16 protein-coding genes and 1 pseudogene are annotated in these 16,696 nt (G+C 72.6%); 6 read left to right on the forward strand and 11 right to left on the reverse strand.

From position 1 onward, the window contains the following. Nucleotides 1-97: 97 nt before the first annotated feature. The gene (locus tag AB0G52_RS38660) at nt 98-313 is read right to left on the reverse strand and encodes a DUF4177 domain-containing protein (RefSeq protein WP_132892651.1); all 216 of its coding nucleotides are present in this window, start codon (nt 311-313) and stop codon (nt 98-100) included. A 104-nt stretch (nt 314-417) separates the two neighbouring features. Continuing rightward, a complete protein-coding gene (locus AB0G52_RS38665; RefSeq protein WP_132892652.1) occupies nt 418-624 on the reverse strand; it encodes a hypothetical protein in 207 nt (68 codons plus the stop codon). Nucleotides 625-1,142: 518 nt separating this feature from the next. On the opposite strand from AB0G52_RS38665, the gene AB0G52_RS38670 reads away from it, so the two are divergent. After that, nucleotides 1,143-1,349, forward strand: a complete 207-nt coding sequence (locus AB0G52_RS38670; RefSeq protein ID WP_361343629.1) for an acetyl-CoA synthetase — start codon at nt 1,143-1,145, stop codon at nt 1,347-1,349. Between the two features lie 39 nt (nt 1,350-1,388). Here AB0G52_RS38670 and AB0G52_RS38675 read toward each other — a convergent pair whose 3' ends face one another. Together AB0G52_RS38675 and AB0G52_RS38680 are read right to left on the reverse strand one after the other, a co-directional pair. Then, on the reverse strand, nt 1,389-4,028 hold the full coding sequence (locus tag AB0G52_RS38675) for a glycosyl hydrolase (RefSeq protein WP_361343632.1): 2,640 nt from the start codon (nt 4,026-4,028) through the stop codon (nt 1,389-1,391). Between the two features lie 208 nt (nt 4,029-4,236). Next, nucleotides 4,237-5,058, reverse strand: a complete 822-nt coding sequence (locus AB0G52_RS38680; RefSeq protein ID WP_132892855.1) for an oxygenase MpaB family protein — start codon at nt 5,056-5,058, stop codon at nt 4,237-4,239. A gap of 166 nt (nt 5,059-5,224) precedes the next feature. Here AB0G52_RS38680 and AB0G52_RS38685 point away from each other — a divergent pair, with 166 nt between their 5' ends. After that, on the forward strand, nt 5,225-5,398 hold the full coding sequence (locus tag AB0G52_RS38685; RefSeq protein ID WP_165939525.1) for a hypothetical protein: 174 nt from the start codon (nt 5,225-5,227) through the stop codon (nt 5,396-5,398). A 19-nt stretch (nt 5,399-5,417) separates the two neighbouring features. On the opposite strand, the gene AB0G52_RS38690 is transcribed toward AB0G52_RS38685, so the two are convergent. After that, on the reverse strand, nt 5,418-6,671 hold the full coding sequence (locus AB0G52_RS38690) for a glycoside hydrolase family 3 N-terminal domain-containing protein (protein WP_361343635.1): 1,254 nt from the start codon (nt 6,669-6,671) through the stop codon (nt 5,418-5,420). A gap of 334 nt (nt 6,672-7,005) precedes the next feature. Beyond that, entirely contained in the window at nt 7,006-7,944 is a 939-nt protein-coding gene (locus AB0G52_RS38695; RefSeq protein ID WP_132892857.1) for a L,D-transpeptidase, read from the reverse strand. 497 nt (nt 7,945-8,441) lie between these two features. On the opposite strand from AB0G52_RS38695, the gene AB0G52_RS38700 reads away from it, so the two are divergent. Both AB0G52_RS38700 and AB0G52_RS38705 read left to right on the forward strand, forming a co-directional pair. Further along, a complete protein-coding gene (locus tag AB0G52_RS38700) occupies nt 8,442-8,861 on the forward strand; it encodes a DUF485 domain-containing protein (RefSeq protein WP_132892659.1) in 420 nt (139 codons plus the stop codon). Next, nucleotides 8,858-10,471 (forward strand): cation acetate symporter, encoded by a 1,614-nt coding sequence (locus AB0G52_RS38705; RefSeq protein ID WP_132892661.1) that lies wholly within the window; start codon nt 8,858-8,860, stop codon nt 10,469-10,471. The genes AB0G52_RS38700 and AB0G52_RS38705 overlap by 4 nt, the downstream gene beginning before the upstream one ends. A 13-nt stretch (nt 10,472-10,484) precedes the next feature. Here the strand turns inward: AB0G52_RS38705 and AB0G52_RS38710 are convergent, their stop codons facing one another. From AB0G52_RS38710 to AB0G52_RS38725, 4 genes are read right to left on the reverse strand one after another with little or no spacing between them, the layout of a single operon-like run. After that, complete coding sequence (locus AB0G52_RS38710; RefSeq protein ID WP_361343638.1) at nt 10,485-11,498, reverse strand: sugar phosphate isomerase/epimerase; 1,014 nt, start codon at nt 11,496-11,498, stop codon at nt 10,485-10,487. Then, a complete protein-coding gene (locus AB0G52_RS38715) occupies nt 11,495-12,670 on the reverse strand; it encodes a Gfo/Idh/MocA family oxidoreductase (RefSeq protein ID WP_361343641.1) in 1,176 nt (391 codons plus the stop codon). Before AB0G52_RS38715 ends, AB0G52_RS38710 begins: the two co-directional genes overlap by 4 nt. Next, nucleotides 12,667-13,785 (reverse strand): Gfo/Idh/MocA family oxidoreductase, encoded by a 1,119-nt coding sequence (locus AB0G52_RS38720; protein WP_361343644.1) that lies wholly within the window; start codon nt 13,783-13,785, stop codon nt 12,667-12,669. The genes AB0G52_RS38715 and AB0G52_RS38720 overlap by 4 nt, the downstream gene beginning before the upstream one ends. Further along, a complete protein-coding gene (locus AB0G52_RS38725) occupies nt 13,785-14,582 on the reverse strand; it encodes a TIM barrel protein (RefSeq protein WP_132892667.1) in 798 nt (265 codons plus the stop codon). Before AB0G52_RS38725 ends, AB0G52_RS38720 begins: the two co-directional genes overlap by 1 nt. Before the next feature lie 82 nt (nt 14,583-14,664). Between AB0G52_RS38725 and AB0G52_RS38730 the strand changes: the two genes are divergently transcribed. After that, nucleotides 14,665-15,294, forward strand: coding sequence for a TetR/AcrR family transcriptional regulator (locus AB0G52_RS38730; RefSeq protein ID WP_132892669.1), 630 nt, complete (start codon nt 14,665-14,667; stop codon nt 15,292-15,294). A 49-nt stretch (nt 15,295-15,343) separates the two neighbouring features. Next, entirely contained in the window at nt 15,344-16,009 is a 666-nt protein-coding gene (locus tag AB0G52_RS38735) for a nitroreductase (protein ID WP_361343648.1), read from the forward strand. Nucleotides 16,010-16,074: 65 nt separating this feature from the next. On the opposite strand, the pseudogene AB0G52_RS38740 reads toward AB0G52_RS38735, so the two are convergent. Further along, nucleotides 16,075-16,686: pseudogene (locus AB0G52_RS38740) on the reverse strand (amidohydrolase family protein); the annotation flags it as partial. Between the last annotated feature and the right edge of the window lie 10 nt (nt 16,687-16,696).

The raw sequence follows: 16,696 nt of genomic DNA on the forward strand, positions 1-16,696 counted from the left end.
GCCGCACTGCCGGGCTGGGCCGCGGCCGCCCGTGCCGCCGCCCCCGCCGCGGCCTCGTCCCGCCCCGGCCCGGACCGGGCCGGCACCTCCACGGCGGTCAGGCGCGCGGACGCTCGAAGGTCAGCAGCAGGCCCTCCACGGCGCCGGGGCCGATCCGGCCCTTCACGTCGGCGGACGTGATCGCCTTGAGCGCCCAGCCGTCCTCGGCGTGCTTGTTGAGGACCTTCTCCAGCTTGTCGCTGTCCAGCGCGTCGCCGATCAGCGACTCCCGGAAGGTGACGACCTTGTATTCGTAGGTGTGGGCGCTGCTCATGACGACGGGGTCCTCCTGGCGGCCGAGCCGGGTCGGGGTGGAAGTGGCCAGGGCTAGACAATCATCCCGGGTGCCGCCGCGTACCGACGGCCCCGGTTTCGGGCTCATTTGCTACGGGGTGTGTCCCGCAGGCCGCCGGCCATGGACCTGGCGGCCGCGTCGAGACCGGCCACCGCGGCCTTGGGCAACGCGTCCGCGACCTTGGTGGCCAGGTCGCGGGACGGGCCGGGAGCGGTACCGTCCGCGTGGGCGGGGGCGGCGAGAGCCACGCCGGTCAGGGCGAGCGCGGCGGCAGTGATGATCCTCTTCATGCTCTGAGGAACGACTCTCCCCGGCTCGGGACACGACCGGCGGACCACGGACTCCGGCGCCTTGTGAGGCTTGCCCGGGACGGGGCGTGGCGCGGAGCATGCTCGTGGGCGCACGGGCAGCGACAGGGAGGTGCGGGATGCGGTGGTGGGCCGGAGGGAGTGCGGTGTTCGCGGTGCTCGTCCTGGCCGCGTGCAGCACGTCGGGCGGTGGCGGGGGCGCGGGGAGCGGTCCGTCCGGAACTCCCCCCGCGAGGCCGTCCGGGAGCCCTTCCGCGAGGCCGTCGGGAGGTCTCCCGACGAGGTCCTCGTCCCCGGCCCCGTCCGCGAGTCCGTCCGCGAGTCCGACCCGGGCGGCTCCCTCCGGTTCGGCGGGCCCTTCGGCCACCGGGTGTGTCGCGGGGCAAGTAGAGGTCTCGGTCGCCGCGGGCGGCCCGGTCCGGCGGCAGCTGTGCGTCCGGCCGGGCACCGTCGTCTCCCTGGTCCTGCGGCCCCGCACGGACGACCGGCGCTGGACGGGCGTGCACAGTACCGCGCCGGCCCTCGTCGTGGTGTCGGGATGGCGGGTGGACGCGGATGGCACCGCCCGTGCCTCGCTGCGGTCCGCCGGCACCCGCGGCGGCGGCGCCGCCGTCATCGCGTCGGCGAAGGCACCGGACGTGGCGGGTGCGGCAGGGGTCGCGTTCACGCTCGACGTGACCGTCGTCCCGTACGCGCGGGAGGGGTGACCCCGGAAGACCGGGGCCACCCCTCGTTCACGGCCGGTGTCAGCGACAGTCGCGCACCTTGACGGTGTAGATGCCGCGGCCGTGCGTGGCCGCGTACAGCGTGCCCCCGTCGGGGCTCAGCTTGAGCTGGAGCACGGCGACGGCCGGAAGGCTGCCGACGCGCTGCCACCGGGTGCGGCCCGGGGCGCGGTAGACGACGCCGAGGTCGGTGGCGACGGCCAGGCCGCCGTTCGGCAGGACGATCGCCGAGTTGGTCGGCACGTCGGAGAGGTTCGCGGAGACGTCCTTCCAGGTGGTGCCGCCGTCGGTGGACTCGAAGACGTGGCCGACGCCCGCGCCGGGACCCTCCGTCCAGTGCCGGGAGAAGCCGTTGACGGCGAGGAAGACGTGGTCGGCGTCCTTCGGGTCGACGGCGAAGCCGCTGAGGTAGCGGTTCGGTACGGTGCCGTCCACCGGCAGGGTGATGTCGTGCCAGCCGGTGCCGTCCGCGTTGCCGACGGAGATGCCGCGGGCGAAGCCCTGGTTGTTGCAGGGGCCGCACCAGGCCGCGTAGACCTTGCCGCCCGAGGCGGCGACGGCGGTCGCGGTGCGCCCGGCGCCGAGGTCGTACACGCTCTTCCACTCGGATCCGCTGCGGATGGCGTAGCCGTGGGTCTGCACCCAGATGTGCCGGCCGCCGGCGATCCACGTCGACGCGTTCTTCAGGTCCGCGGCGAGCGGGGCGATGAAGCGGGCCTCGCTGGTGGCGTTGTCGGCCGGGGCGACGTTGTACGACGTGGCTCTGGTGGCGTCCGTGGTCCAGCTGCCGTCGTTCACGGCGCAGTTCTGGGTGATCTGGATGGCGAGGTAGACGTACTCCTCCGCCAGGTTGCAGCCGTTGGCCGGGTCGGTGAGGGTGTCGCCGCCGTCGCCGCCGAAGTCGGAGCCCATCACCGTGTCGTGGCCGCGCAGGATGGACTGGCCGTTGTCCTGGAGGCCGCCGGTGACGGAGACGCCGCCGTAGGTCAGGTCCTTGCCGATGCCGACCGAGTAGTACTGGAGGGTGTCGATGGTGCCGTCGTTGAGGGAGGTCCAGTCGGTGGCGTGGCCGGAGGCGTCCTGGGTGCCGTCGAGGGGGCGCCGGTAGGCGCCGCCGTCGTTGCCGACGTAGACGAAACTCTTGCCGTGGTAGCGGCCGATGGCGACGCCGTGCTGGTCGGAGTGGGTGGTCTGGTTGCAGTCGCCGGTCTGCTTGGACGGGTCGATGGACCAGCAGGAGAAGCCGAAGTTCCAGTAGGGGCCGACGGTCGACCAGGTGGCGGCGCCGTCCTTGGTCTCGTAGACCTCCTCGAGCCCCGCGTACACGTGCTTCGGGTCGCTCGGGTCGACGGCCAGGAACTGGTTGTACCAGGCCTGGACGCCCGGCATGTAGCCGCTGGAGGTCAGCGCGGAGCCGTCGGCGGCCAGGCCCTTGTAGTCGGCGATCCTCGTCCAGGGACCGAACGGCGAGGCGGCGCTGTAGATGCCCTCCAGACCACTGTCCGGGTTGGTGTTCAGCTGCTCCGGCGACTCGTCGATGGCGTAGTAGCGGGAGCCGTCGGCGGACCGGGCGAAGGTGACGTTGCCGACGTTGTCCGCGTCGGTCGGCAGGTCTCCGAAGCCGCTGCTGATGCGGGTCCAGGTGCCGTCGGCGCCCTTGGTGTAGAAGCCGTTGTAGTCGTCGCCGCTGCGCCAGCCGACCGCGAGGATCACCTTCGAGGGGTCCTTGGGGTCGATCGCGATGTCGTTGGCGATGTTCTTGTACGCGGCCGAGGGGTCGCTCGCCAGCGAACCGCCCGGGAGGTAGTCCGGGTTGGGGGCGAACTCGAGTTTCCACGCGCCCTTGAGGGTCTTCGTGGAGTGACTCCACACCCCCTCGCTGGTGGCCGCCCACACCTTGCCGCCGCCGAAGCGGAGCTCGTGGATGGTGGTGGACTCCAGTTCGTCGCCGCCGACCCGGCCGCGGGTGGAGAAGGTGCCGTGGTGCGGGTCGGACAGGACGTAGACGCCGCTGCCGAGGTAGGCGTCCGCGTTGGTGGTCGCCTCGCCGGTGCCCAGCCACAGCCGCCCCGCGCCGTCGAGCGCGAGGGCGCCGGTGGACTGCGACGGGAGGTCGTCGCTGATGGGCTTCCAGTGGCCGCCGCCCCGCCCGGACCGCCATACGCCGCCGCCGGCGCTGCCCGCGTAGACGTAACCGTCGTCGTCCGCGGCCATCGCGGCCATGCGGCCGGTGACGTTGCCGGAGCCGCCACTGGAGTTGGAGTCGATGTCCCGGTAGCGGGAGTCGTCGGAGTTGTACGGCAGGTCGGTGATGTTGCGCCAACTGCCGCCGGTGCTCGGCAGGTCGGTCAGGGCGTTCCACGCGGCGCCGTACGCGCCGGGTGCGACGATGCCGGGTGAGGTGCGGGCCTCGGCGTACTGGTCGGCGCCCTCGGCGATCTCGTCCGCTTCGTTGCCGCCGTCGTCGTCCTCGGCCTTGACCTTGGGGCTGACGGTACCGACCGACTGCGCGCGCTCGGCGGCGAGCCGGGCGAGGGCGCGTGCTCCGAAAGGAGCCTTGCCGCCGCCGGACGCGGCACCCGCGGGTGACGTGACGAGTGCGGCGGAAGCGGTGATGGCACAGATCGTGAGCCATCGTCTCTTGCGGGTTGGTGCTGACACCGGAACCTCCCGAAAGGGCCTTGATTCAGCCTTCGTGGGAGACCTGATCACAACCGGCCAACACCGTACGTCATTTGGACAACTCTTTGAACGGAACCTGACACGACGGCCGATCCGGCCAGCGGCAGTCGGCCGTCCGGGCGGACGCGCCGCGCCGAAGGGGTGGGAGTGGACTGGTGTGTGGCCGGATGCCGCCCGTGGCGCTCCGTCAGGCGGCGCCCGGGGGCGGTGTCATGGCCCAGCGGATGGTGCGGGTGAGCAGGTGGCCGGCCGGGCGGACCGTGATGTCCTCCAGGACCGCGAGCCGCGGCAGCCGCAGCAGCGTCCGCGCCCACGAGGGCAGCAGCGTCACGGCGTTGGCGGCCAGGACGCCGTACAGCGGACGGACCGGCAGCGGCAGCGGCGGTTCCAGGAGCAGGAAGCGTGCCGCGGCACGGGCCTCCGGGGTGGCCCTGAGCTCGGGCCGGTAGGCGGCCAGCCGCGCGGCCAGGGCGTGGCGGTCGCGCGGGGGATCGTTCACACCGAGTGCCTCCGCCACCCGCGCGGTGTCGGCGACGTAGGCGTCGTACCCGGCCGGGTCCAGCGGGGCGGAGCCGTAGCGCTCGTGCGCGCGCAGGAAGCACTCCGTCTCGGCCGCGTGCACCCAGCCGAGCAGCCGGGGGTCGGCCGCGTGGTACGGCTCCCCCTGCGGCGTGCTCCCGCGGACCTTCTCGTGGATGCCGCGGACCTGGTCGACCGCGGCCTGGGCGTCGTCGGCCACGCCGTAGGTGGTCACCGCGAGGAACGCGCTGGTGCGTTGCAGCCGGCCCCAGGGGTCCCCGCGGTAACCGGAGTGCGCGGCGACGGCGGCCATCGCGAGGGGGTGCAGGGACTGCAGGAGGAGGGCGCCGAGTCCGCCGACGAACATCGACGCGTCACCGTGCACGACACGGATCGGACGGCCGGGAGTGAACCAGCGCGGGCCGGGGGTCTCGTGGATGCGGGCGCGGACCGCGGGTCCGTCGGGGCCCGCCACCCGGCGGAAGAGCATCGCGCCCAGGGACGCGCGGACATCCGGCACCACGGCTCGCCACCCTTCCTCGGCTCCTGCATGGTTTCACCGGTCCCCCGGACCTGTCACCCCGGTCCGGGGGTGCCTGGCTTGTGAAGGTGATGTGCGGGCAGACGGGGTGCAGGCTACTGAGAGGAGACTGATCATGCTCGGTCTGGTGGGGGCGGCCCTGTTCTTCATCGCCTTCCTGATCAACGCGGCGAACATCGGCACCAACGACGTGTTCACGTCCACCAACGTGATGCTGCTGGGACTGACGGCCCTGGCCCTGCACGTCGCGGGCATCGGCACGGGCTGGAGGTACGGCGGCCGGCGCTGACCGGGGACGTTCCCGGTGCTCAGCCGCAGCTGAGCCGTCCCGCGTTCGCCTTGGCCGTCAGGATGCGGTGCACCGAGGCGGCGACCTTGGCGCGGAAGGCGGCGTCCGTCGCCATCCGGGACTGCACCGCCTGCGCCATCGCCGGGACGGTCGACGGCTTCACGGTGAGGACCATGTCGCCGCCCGCGGAGACGAAGTCCACCGCGCGCTGCCCTGCGGGGTACGCGCGTACCGCGACGGCCTGGCCGATGTCGTCGGAGATGACGACGCCCTTGAAGCCGAACTGGCTGCGCAGGAGCTTGTCGATGACGGTCGGGGAGAAGACGGCCAGGTGCGCCGGATCGATCTTGGTGTACTTCGCCGAGGAGATCATCACGAACGGCGCACCGGCCGCGATCCCGCTGCGGAACGGCGCGAGGCTCGCGCTGGAGGTCGTGGTGACCGAGTCGACGACGTTCGCCGTGGTGTCGGTGTTGCCGATGACCTGGCCCAGCCCGGGGAAGTGCTTGAAGGTGGTCATGACGCCGGCGTCCCGGAAGCCCGTGGCGAAGGCGCCGCTGTGCGAGGTGACGACGGCGGGGGTGTGACCGAATTCGCGGTGATAGCGGCCGATGGGGGCGTTGCGCGTCCCGAGGGAGGCCGGCACCACGTCGGCGACCGGCGCGAGGACCAGATCGAGCCCCGCCGCCTTGAGCTGCTTGGCCCAGGTGGTGGCGCGGGCGCGCAGCGTCGTGGTGCTCCACGTGCCCTGGGTCAGGGCGCTGGGGATGACGGAGAAGCCGGGGCCGTTGAGCACCTGGACCTGGCCGCCCTCCTGATCGGTCGACACGATCATCCCGACCTGGTGGCCGCCGACCGTGTCCGCCTGCTTGCGGATGCCGTCGACGATCTTCTTCGTGGCCGCGGTGCCGGCGGAGCTGCGGCCGGTCAGCATGACCGAGCCCACGTGGTAGGTGCGCAGGGTGCGCAGGTCCGTGGCGCTCGGGGCGTTGGCGGCGACGCCGCCCATGAAGAGCTGGCCGACCCGCTGCGCGTCGGTCATGCCCGCGTAGACCTTGTCGACGCAACTGGTGGCCGCCGTGGCCGTCGCCTGCGACGCGACCGCCCCGGCCGGGGCCCCGTGACCCGCGTCGGGCACGCGGTGGGCGGCCTCGCCCGCGGCCGGCACGGTGCACGCGCCGGTGGCGAGCAGGGTGGTGGCGAGACCGACGGCGGTACGCCGCAGCCGGGCGGCGGAGCGGCCGCCCGCGCGCCGACGGACAGGTGTAGCCATGGTGCGCTCCTGACTCCTCGGGGTGCAGGACACGGGCCGGCGACCCGGCACGCGTCCGCGACCGCGCGCGCCCGGCGAACCGCCACGCCCCCACACGCTACGCCGAACGGGTGCCGGGTGCGCGCCGTGCACCACGACCCGCACACCGGCCGACGGCACCCGACGGGCACGACGCGGCCCCGCCGGCCCAGCAGCGCGAGCCGGGCAGCGCGACGGTGTGGGGCGGCGGGGCGCAGGCGGACGGGGCGGGGCCGTGTGTGGTGGCGGGTCCGCCCCGGCGGTGTTCCGGTGTGTCAGCGGGGCGGCCGGGCGGTGCCGGCGCCTGCTCGGCGCGTCACAGGGTCGCGGTGGTCCCGGCGCCGGAGGCGCTGCCCGCGAGCCACTGGGACCAGTCCACGTTGAAGTCGGCGTAGCCGTTGTCGGCGGGGGCCTTGCCGCGGGGGGAGCCGGTGATCGTGACGGGGTCGCCCTGCTTGACCTGGCTGTAGAACCACTTGGCGTCCGACATGGACAGGTGGACGCAGCCGTGCGAGCCGCGTGCGCTGCCGCTGCCCGGGTAGGGGTCGCCGGTCGAGTAGTGCACGTAGGTGCCGGACTGCGTCAGGTGGACGTCCCAGGGCAGCGTCAGGTCGTAGTAGTTGGGGCTGCCCTTGTCACAGCTGATGCCGACGCTGCAGGAGGTCATGTGGACCTTCTCCTGCTTGTCGATGACGGCCATCGTGCCGTCCCACGTCGGGTACTGGGCGCTGCCCGCATTGATCGACAGGGTGCGCAGCGTGCGGCCGTTGCGGGTCACCTTCATGGTGTGGCCGGTCACCGAGACGTCGGCACGGACGTCGTCGCCGATCGTGAAGGTGTGCGTGTAGCTGTGCACGCCGTAGCGCCCGTTGCCGTTGCTGACGCCCGTCATGTCGGCGTCGATGCGCACCTTCGTGCCGGACGGCCAGTAGGTCTTCGGCCGCCAGTCGGCACGCCGGTCGCCCATCCAGTGCCAGGCGCCCTCCACCGCCTGCGAGGCGCTCACCTTCATGTGCTTCTCGACGGTCGCCCGCGCCTTCTCCGCCACCGGGTTCGTGAAGATCACCGAGATCGGCATGGCCACGCCGACCGTGGTGCCGGTCTGCGGAGTGATCGTCTCCAGCAGCATCGGCGGTCCCGCCGGCTTCGTGGGTGAGGGCGACGCGCTCGCGCTCGGCTTCTGCGACGCCTTCGCGTCCTGTCCGCCCGCCTTGTCGCTGCTGCCCCCGCCGCAGGCGCTCACGCCCACCAGCATCGCGACTGTGCCGAGTGCGATTCCTATGCTGCCCGTGCGCCGTCCCACGCCCTGCCTCACTCTTCACGCTCTTTTCGCTCTACGGTCCCGAAGGCCCCCACTGTCTGTGGGACTCCGTCAGCCCCGGTCCGGGTTCCGCGTGGCGCGTAAAGCATGGATCAAGAATCGCCCTGCGGACGCGGACCGGTGGGTGCCCGGATGCCCGGGTTCCCCAGGTGTGCGACGGCGCACTTTCCGAATGATTCGCGCCACCCCGCGCTCCCGTAATGCTTCATCACCTCGTGCCGAAGATCCCACGGTCAGGTCCGCGTGCTGTGGATCGCCCGCCGCGAGCCGGGTCGTACCTCTGGCGGACCGGGCCCGCGCCGGGGACCATGGCGCCCTGCTCACCCCACGTCGACGCGCGCGATGCCGCGTCCCGGACGACCGGCGCCACCCTGTCCCCCGCACGCGGTCCGTCGCACACCGGACCCCGGCCCCCAGCAGGAGGTGCCTGAATGTCTCACGACGTACCCGAGTTACCCGCGGCCCAGTCCTCGTACGACCGCCCGCTCCCCAGTTGGTCGAACGGTCGGGATCCGGTCGGCGTCCTCGCGCGCAGTCCGCGCTCCGGCGCCCACCGCACCCTGCGCCTGCTGCGGCGTGCGTACCGGTGGCACCGGCGGGTGGCGACCCTCACCGCACTGGGATACTTCGTCGTCTTCCTCACCCTGACCGTCAAGGCCCCGTCCCTGATGGCCCGTCCCGGCCCCGGCGACCTGCCGACCGGACTGCTCCTGGCCCTGGCGCAGATCCCCGTCACCTGGCTGGCCGTCCTCCTCTACGAAGCGGCGGCCCGCAGGTTCGTCGATCCCCTCGCGCGCCGGGCCCGCCGCCAGGCACAGGTGCCCGCACCGGACCCGGAGCAGGCGCCGTGACCGGGTTCAGCGGTCCCGCCCAGTCCTGGTCCCTCGTCGCGTTCTGCTCGGTCGTCGCGCTCACCCTGCTGCTGTGCGTGCTCACCGGCCCGGAGGCGGACGACCTCGCCGAGTTCTACACCGGTTACCGGTCCCTGTCGCCGCTGCGCAACGGGCTGGCCGTCGCCGGTGACTACATCTCCGCCGCCACCGTCCTCACCATCGGAGGGATCATCGCCCTGTGCGGCTACGACGGGATCGTCCTGGCCCTCAGCGCCCTGCTGTCCCTGCTGTTGCTGATGTTCCTGCTGGCCGAACCCCTGCACAACACCGGCCGTTACACCATGGGCGACGCGCTGGCCCACCGCCATCCGGCGCGCTCGGTACGCGTGACGGCCTGTCTGGTCACGCTCGCCGCGCTCGTGCCGATGATGGTCGTCCAGCTCGCCGGGGTCGGTGAACTACTGGCGTACGTCCTCGGGTTCGGCGACCCGGCTATGAAGGAGGCGTGCGTGGCCGGGGCAGGCGTCCTCATGATCAGTTACGCGGCGCTGGGCGGGATGCCCGGCACCGCGCTGGTCCAGATCTTCAAGACCGTGGCCCTGCTCGGCTCCGGGCTGGTCGTGAGCTTCCTGCTGCTGCGGATGTTCCACTGGCAGCCGCAGGCCCTGTTCCACGCGGCGGCCCGCAACAGCGGGGCCGGGCCCGCCTATCTGACCTGGGGCCTGCAGTACTCCAGCAGTCCGCATCCCGCGCTCGACATGGCCAGCACCCAGTGCGCCGTGGTGCTGGGCGGTGCCTGCCTGCCCCATGTCACCATGCGGATGTACACCGCGGGCACCCCGCGCCAGGTCCGCCGGGCGATGTCCTGGGCGGTCTCCTCGGTGACCCTGTTCATCCTGATGCTCACGCTGATCTGCACCGGAGCGACCGCACTCGTCGGTCACGACCGCATCGCCGCGGCCGACGCGCACGGCACGACCGCCTACCTGCTGGGCGCCCGCGCCGCGTTCGGGACGACGCTGTCACGGCCGGAGAGCCTGCTGTTCGCCACCGTCACCACCGCCGTCTTCCTCACCCTGCTCGCCTCGGTCGCGAGCATGACCCTCGCCTGCGCCAACACCCTCGCCCACGACCTGACCGCGTCCCGGGCCACTCCCCCGGCACCGCCCAGGGAACTCGCCATCGCCCGGGGCAGCGCCCTGCTCGTGGGGGTCCCCACCGTCGTGCTGGCCGTCCTCGCCCAGCACCGCAGCCTCCAGCCGCTGGCAACGGTCTCCTTCACCCTCGGGGCGTCCGCGATCGCCCCGGCGCTCCTCTACAGCCTCTTCTGGCGCCGCTACACCCGCAGGGCGCTGCTCGCCACCCTCGTGGTGGGTTCCCTGAGCGTCCTGGCGCTGACCCCGGGCACCACCCTGGTCTCCGGGACACCGCTGTCCGCCTTCCCCGAGGCGGACTTCGCCTGGTTCCCGTACAACACACCGGCCCTCGTCTCCGTACCCGCGGGCTTCCTCGCCGGCTGGCTCACCACCGTGCTGTCCGGCCGGCGGGCCACCGACCGCGAACGCAGCCGCTACGAGGCCCACGAACACCACCTGCTCACCGGCGCTCCCCCGGGGCCCTCGTCCTAGGTCCGCCGCGCCGTCACTGGTTGCTGAAGGCCGCGTCGAAGGACGCCTTCGGGGTGGGCCACAGCAGCGACCGTACGAAGGTCACCGCCTCGGCGGCGCCGTGCAGGCGGTCCATGCCGGCGTCCTCCCATTCGATCGAGACGGGACCGGTGTAACCGATGGACTCCAGGGCGCGGAAGGCGTCCTCCCAGGGGACGTCGCCGTGGCCGGTGGAGACGAAGTCCCAGCCCCGGCGGGGATCGCCCCACGGCTGGTGCGAGCCGAGGACCCCGGCGCGGCCGTTGCGCGGGCGCAGCCGGGTGTCCTTGCAGTCGACGTGGTAGATGCGGTCCTTGAAGTCGGTGATGAACCCGACCGGGTCGATGTTCTGCCACATCATGTGGCTGGGGTCCCAGTTGAAGCCGAAGGCCTCGCGGTGGCCGATCGCCTCCAGGGCGCGGACGCTGGTCCAGTAGTCGTAGGCGATCTCGCCGGGGTGGACCTCGTGGGCGAAGCGCACCCCCTCCGCGTCGAACACGTCGAGGATCGGGTTCCAGCGGGTGGCGAAGTCCTCGTAGCCCGCGTCGATGACGGCGGCGGGGACCGGCGGGAACATGGCGACGTAGGGCCAGATGGCGGAGCCGGTGAAGCCGACGACGGTGTCGGCGCCGAGTTTGCGGGCCACCCGCGCCGCCCGCTTCATGTCCTCGGCGGCGCGCTGCCTGACGCCTTCCGCGTCGCCGTCGCCCCATACGTAGGGGCGCAGGATGGCCTGGTGCCTGAAGTCGATGGGGGCGTCGCAGACCGCCTGGCCCGCGAGGTGGTTGGAGATGGCGTGGACCGTGAGGCCGTGCCGGTCGAGGATCTCCAGGCGGGAGGCCGCGTAGGCGTCGTCCTCGTCGGCGCGCCGGAGGTCCAGGTGGTCTCCCGAGGCGGCGATCTCCAGTCCGTCGTAGCCCCACTGGGCGGCGAGCCGGGCGACGTCCTCGAAGGGGAGGTCGGCCCACTGTCCGGTGAAGAGGGTGACGGGGTGGGTGGCTGCGGTCATGCGGGGTCCTCCGTCTCGGGGGCGGTCTCGATCCAGGCGCCGCGCCGGGCGGCGGAGGCCAGTACGGCCTCGGTGAGGCGGGCGGCCCGCAGTCCGTCGGCGAACGTCGGCAGCCCATCGGGGTGTTCGCCCCGTACGGCGCTGTGCACGTCGGTGACGAACGCCGTGAAGGCGTCCTGGTAGCCCAGGGCGTGTCCGGGCGGCAGCACCGACAGGCGGGCGGAGTCGGGGGCCGCGGTGGCGGGGTCGCGCAGGAGGAGCTGTGATCCTTCGCGGCTGCCGATCCACAGTTCCTCGGGGCGTTCCTGTTCGAAGCGCACGCTGCGGCGGGTGCCGTGGAGTTCGAGGGTGAGGCTGTTCTTACGGCCGGGGGCGAGTTGGCTGACGAGCAGGGTGCCGAGCGCTCCGTCGGCCAGTTCGACGAGGAGCGCGGCGGTGTCCTCGTTGGTGACCTCGGTGCCGCCTCGCCTGCCGAAGACGGTGCGGGTGCGGGCGGCGAGGCGGTGGATGCGTTGTCCGGAGACGAACTCAACCAGGTCGCACAGGTGGGAGCCGATGTCGGCGAACGCCCGGGAGGCGCCGCCGGCCTGCGGGTCGGCGCGCCAGTTGGTGTCGCCGGGGTCCAGGAGCCAGTCCTGGAGGTAGGCGGCGTCCAGGGTGAGGACGGTGCCGAGCCGTCCGTCCGCGACGAGGGCGCGGGCCTGGCGTGCCATCGGGTGGTAGCGGTACACGAAGGGAACCGCGGCGACCCGGCCGGCCTCGCGGGCGGCGCGGACCAGTGCTTCGGCGTCCGCCACCGTGGTCGCCAGGGGTTTCTCACAGATGACGTGGGCGCCCGCGGCCAGCGCCGCCAGGGCGTGCTCGGTGTGCAGGGTGTTGGGGCTGCACACGTGCACGATGTCGAGGTCGCCGGCCGCGGTGAGGCTGCGGGCGTCGGGCTCGGGGCGCTCCACACCGAGGTCCCGCGCGGCCCGCTCTCCACGTTCCGGCGTGGAACTCGCGAGGGCGACCGGCCGGGCGCCGGCGGCCCGGCTCGCCCGGGTGTGCACGGCCGCCATGAAGCCACCGCCGATGAATCCGGCGCGCAGGGGGGCGGTGGGGAGCGGACGCGGCCGAACCGCATCGGAGGGGGCCGCGCGGTACGGGGTGCCGGTGGGCCCGGGTTCGGTCACAGGGTGGCTCCGTAGGGGTCGCGGTCCTCGGGGACGAGCGGTATCTCGGGGGCCGCGCTGTCGAGGTGGACCGTCTCGCCGGACGTGACGGCGTCGTCGATGGACATCATGGTGTCGAGGACGTGGTACCCGAGGTCCCCGCTGGCGATGTGCGGCCCTCCCCCACGGATCGCCCGTGCCATGTCCAGGACACCGAGGCCACGGCCGCCCTCGACCCCGACGAGCGGGACGGTCGACCACTCCGGGTCCCGGCCCCCCTGCGGCACACGCGTGATCCTGACCTCGCCGCCGAAGGTGTTGGGGTCGGGCAGCAGCAGTGTGCCCTCGGAGCCGGTGATCTCGACGAACCCGGTGCGGGTGAGCGGGGAGTCGAAGCTGAACACGCTCTGGCCGACGCCGCCGTCCTGGAACTGGGTGAGCGCGGCGACATGGGTGGGTACGTCGACGGTGAACTCGGTGCCCGCGCGCTCCCCGCTGCGCACCGTACGGACCGTGCGGGCGGTCGAGCCGAGCGCGGCGACCCGGGAGACCGAGCCGAACAGGCAGACGAGGGCGGTGAGGTAGTAGGGCCCCATGTCGAAGAGGGGGCCGGCGCCCTTGGCGAACAGGAACTCGGGGTTCGGGTGCCAGTGGTCGGGGCCCGCGTACTGCATGACGGTCTGCGCGGACAGCGGGGTGCCGATGTCGCCGCGGGCGACGGCCCGCAGGGCGGTCTGGAGGCCGGGCCCGAGGATCGTGTCGGGGGCGACTCCGACCCGCAGGCCGGCGGCGGCCGCCTGGTCGAGCAGGGCGCGGGCGTCGGCCCGGTCCACCGCGATGGGTTTCTCGGACCAGACGTGCCGGCCGGCGGCGAGGATCGCCGAGCTCACCTGGGCGTGCGCTGCGGGCACGGTCAGGTTGACGATGATCTCCGTGTCCGGGTGTGCGAGGACGTCCGCCGCCGTTCCCCACTCCGCGACGCCGTACTTGCGGGCCTGGCTCTCGGCGCGGGTGGTGTCGAGGTCGCCGACGACCGCCACGTGCAGGTCGGGGAAGCGGGTGAGGCTGGTCAGGTACTGGTCGCTGATGTTGCCGGCGCCGATGATCCCGACGCCGACCGGACGGTGTGCCGTCATCAGGCGATGCCCTTTCCGTTCAGGAAGGAGACACCCGTCGCGATGCCCTCGAAGATGTCGCCGTCGTAGTGGTCGAACTCGATGACGGCGTACTCGGCGTGGGGAGCCGCGTCCAAAGCGGCGGCCAGCGGGATCTGCCCCCGGCCCGCCGCCACCTGGCGGGTGTCCGCGGGGTCGAAGGGTGCACCCGAGGTGAACGGGTCGTCGATGACGGGGCCGTCCTTGATGTGCAGGGCACGCACCCGGGAGCCCAGTCGGCCGAGCAGGGCGACGACGTCGTTGCCGCCGGCCGCGGCCCAGAACAGGTCGATCTCCAGGGCGACTTCGGGGTTCAGGAGGTCCGCGAAGCGGTCGAAGGCGTTGACGCCGCCCACGGTGTGCACGAACTCCTGGGAGTGGTTGTGGTAGCCGACCCGCAGCCCGTGCTCGGCGGCGCGTTCCGCTGCCTCGTTCAGCAGGGCTGCGGTGCGGGCGATCTCCTCCTCGTCGGCCCACCGGGAGGCGGGCACGAACGGGTCGAAGAGGATTTCCACGCCCAGGCGCCGGGCGGCCCGGAACGTGTCGTCGAGGGCGGACTCGGAGGCGCCGTCGGGCGACAGGAAACCGGCGTGTCCGGTCCGCGCGGTCAGGCCGTGCCGGGCGAGTGCGTCGGCGAGTTCGCCGGCGCGGTGCACGAAGCCGAAGGCCTCGACGGTGGTCAGTCCCAGGGCGGCCAGACGGCCGAGGGTGGCGTCTTCGTCGGCTTCCAGGGCCTGGCGTACGGAGTAGAGCTGAACCGACAACTGTGGTGTCGACAAGGGGAACTCCTCTCATGGCGGACCGCCGGGAACAGAATACCGACAGGGCTGACGGTTTCTAGGGGTCGTTAGCATCTCGTCCATGGCAAGGGAGACGACGCGGCCGGGGGCGGCCCCACGGAACTACCCCAAGGGGGAGCGCCGGCGCGCCCAGATCATCGAGGCCGCGCTCGCCGCCTTCGGGCAGGTGGGCTACCGCAACGCGAGCATGGTCCAGCTCGCCGCCGCCTGCGGTGTCTCGCGCGCGGGGCTGCTGCACCACTTCCCGACCAAGGAGTCGCTCCTGGCGGCGGTGCTGGAGGAACGCGACCGCCAGGACGGGGAGCACTTCCTGGAGTCGGGGGCGCTCAGCCAGGACGGCCTGGCGTACTTCGCCGGCATGCTCAGGCTCGTCGCGCACAACCAGGCCAACCCCCTCATCGTGAGCCTGTTCGCGGTGCTGTCGAGCGAGGCCACCGCGACGGACCACCCGGCGCGCCCGTACTTCGTCGAGCGCTACGCACGGACCCGCGCCGAGATGCAGTCGGCCGTCGACGACCTGGCACGGCGCGGGCTGCTGCGGCCGCACGTGGACGCGTCGCGGCTGGCGGCGGATCTGGTCGCGTTCATCGACGGCCTCCAGGTCCAATGGCTGCTCAGCCCCGACCTGATCGACATGCCGGACCACCTGCGCACGGTGCTGCGCAGCTTCATCGACGCGGAACTCCCTTGAGGTCCTTGTCCCGTCGATGCCCGCTACATCTCCGGAAGGTCTGATCGGCGTGGATGTGTACGAGGCGGTGGACAGCCGTCGGGCGGTACGGGCGTTCAGTGACCGGCCGGTGCCCCGGGAGGTGCTCGAACGGGTGCTGGCGGGGGCGGCGCGGGCACCGTCGAGCGGGAACCTCCAGCCCTGGCGGGTGTACGTGGTGTCCGGCGAGCCGCTGGCCGAGCTGAAGCGGCGGGCCACGGCCAGGGCGCTGGCGGGTGACCCGGGTGACGAGCGGGAGTACCCGATGTACCCCGCCGACCTGGCCGCGCCGTACCGGGACCGCTTCGCCGCCGCGGCCGCACAGCGGTACGCGGCGCTCGGCATCGAACGCCACGACCCCGACCGGCCGGTGAAGATCGCCGCGATGAACTCGGGGGCGTTCGGGGCGCCGGTGGTGCTGTTCTGCTACCTCGACCGGACGATGGGTCCGGGGCAGTGGGCGGACGCCGGGATGTACCTGCAGACGGTCATGCTCCTGTTGCGGGCGGAGGGGTTGCACAGTTGCCCGCAGGTGATGTGGACCATGTACCACAGGACGGTCCGCCGACTCACCGGCGCCGCGGACGGCCTCGTGCTGCTCTGCGGGGTCGCGGTGGGCTTCGAGCGGGCAGGCGCGCCCCAGGTGCGCACGGACCGGGCGGACATGACCGAGACGGTGACCTTCGTCGGGTCGTGACGGCGGACCCGTGGGCTCCGCGAGGGCTGTTCCGCGTGCCGCCGGACCGGGCACCTGACGCCCGCTCACACTCCGAACAGGCGCGCCGCGTTGCCGTGGCACACCGCGCGCAGCCACTGCGGCCCCAGGTCCAGACGCTCCAGCGCGTGCAGCTGGTGCACGTAGGGATAGGGGATGTTGGGGAAGTCGGAGCCGAGCAGGACGCGGTCGCCCAAGGCGGCGATCCTGGGCAGGGCGCGGGACGGGAAGGGCATGAACCGCTCGGTGAAGTCGGTGAACGCCATCGTGGTGTCCAGGCGCACCTCCTCGTACTTTTCGGCGAGGCCGAGGAACTCCTCGTACTCGGGCATCCCCATGTGCGCGACGATCAGCCGCAGCCGCGGATGCCTCGCCAGTACCCGTGCGATCGGCGCGGGGCCGGTGTGCTTGCCGGGTGCGGGGCCCGAGCCGCAGTGGATCACCACGGGGATCCCGGCGTCGGCCAGCAGCGCCCAGGCCGCGTCGAGGAGTTCGTCGTCCGGGTCGTACGCGCCGACCTGGACGTGGGCCTTGAACACCCGGGCACCCGCTTCGACGGCCTCGCGCACGTAGGCCTCCACACCGGGCTCGGGGAAGAGCGTCGCCGTGTGCAGGCAGTCCGGGGTGCGGCCGGCGAAGTCGGCGGCCCACTGGTGAAGAGCTGTTATT

The organism is Streptomyces sp. NPDC021562 (genome assembly GCF_040640875.1).
GTDB lineage: Bacteria > Actinomycetota > Actinomycetes > Streptomycetales > Streptomycetaceae > Streptomyces.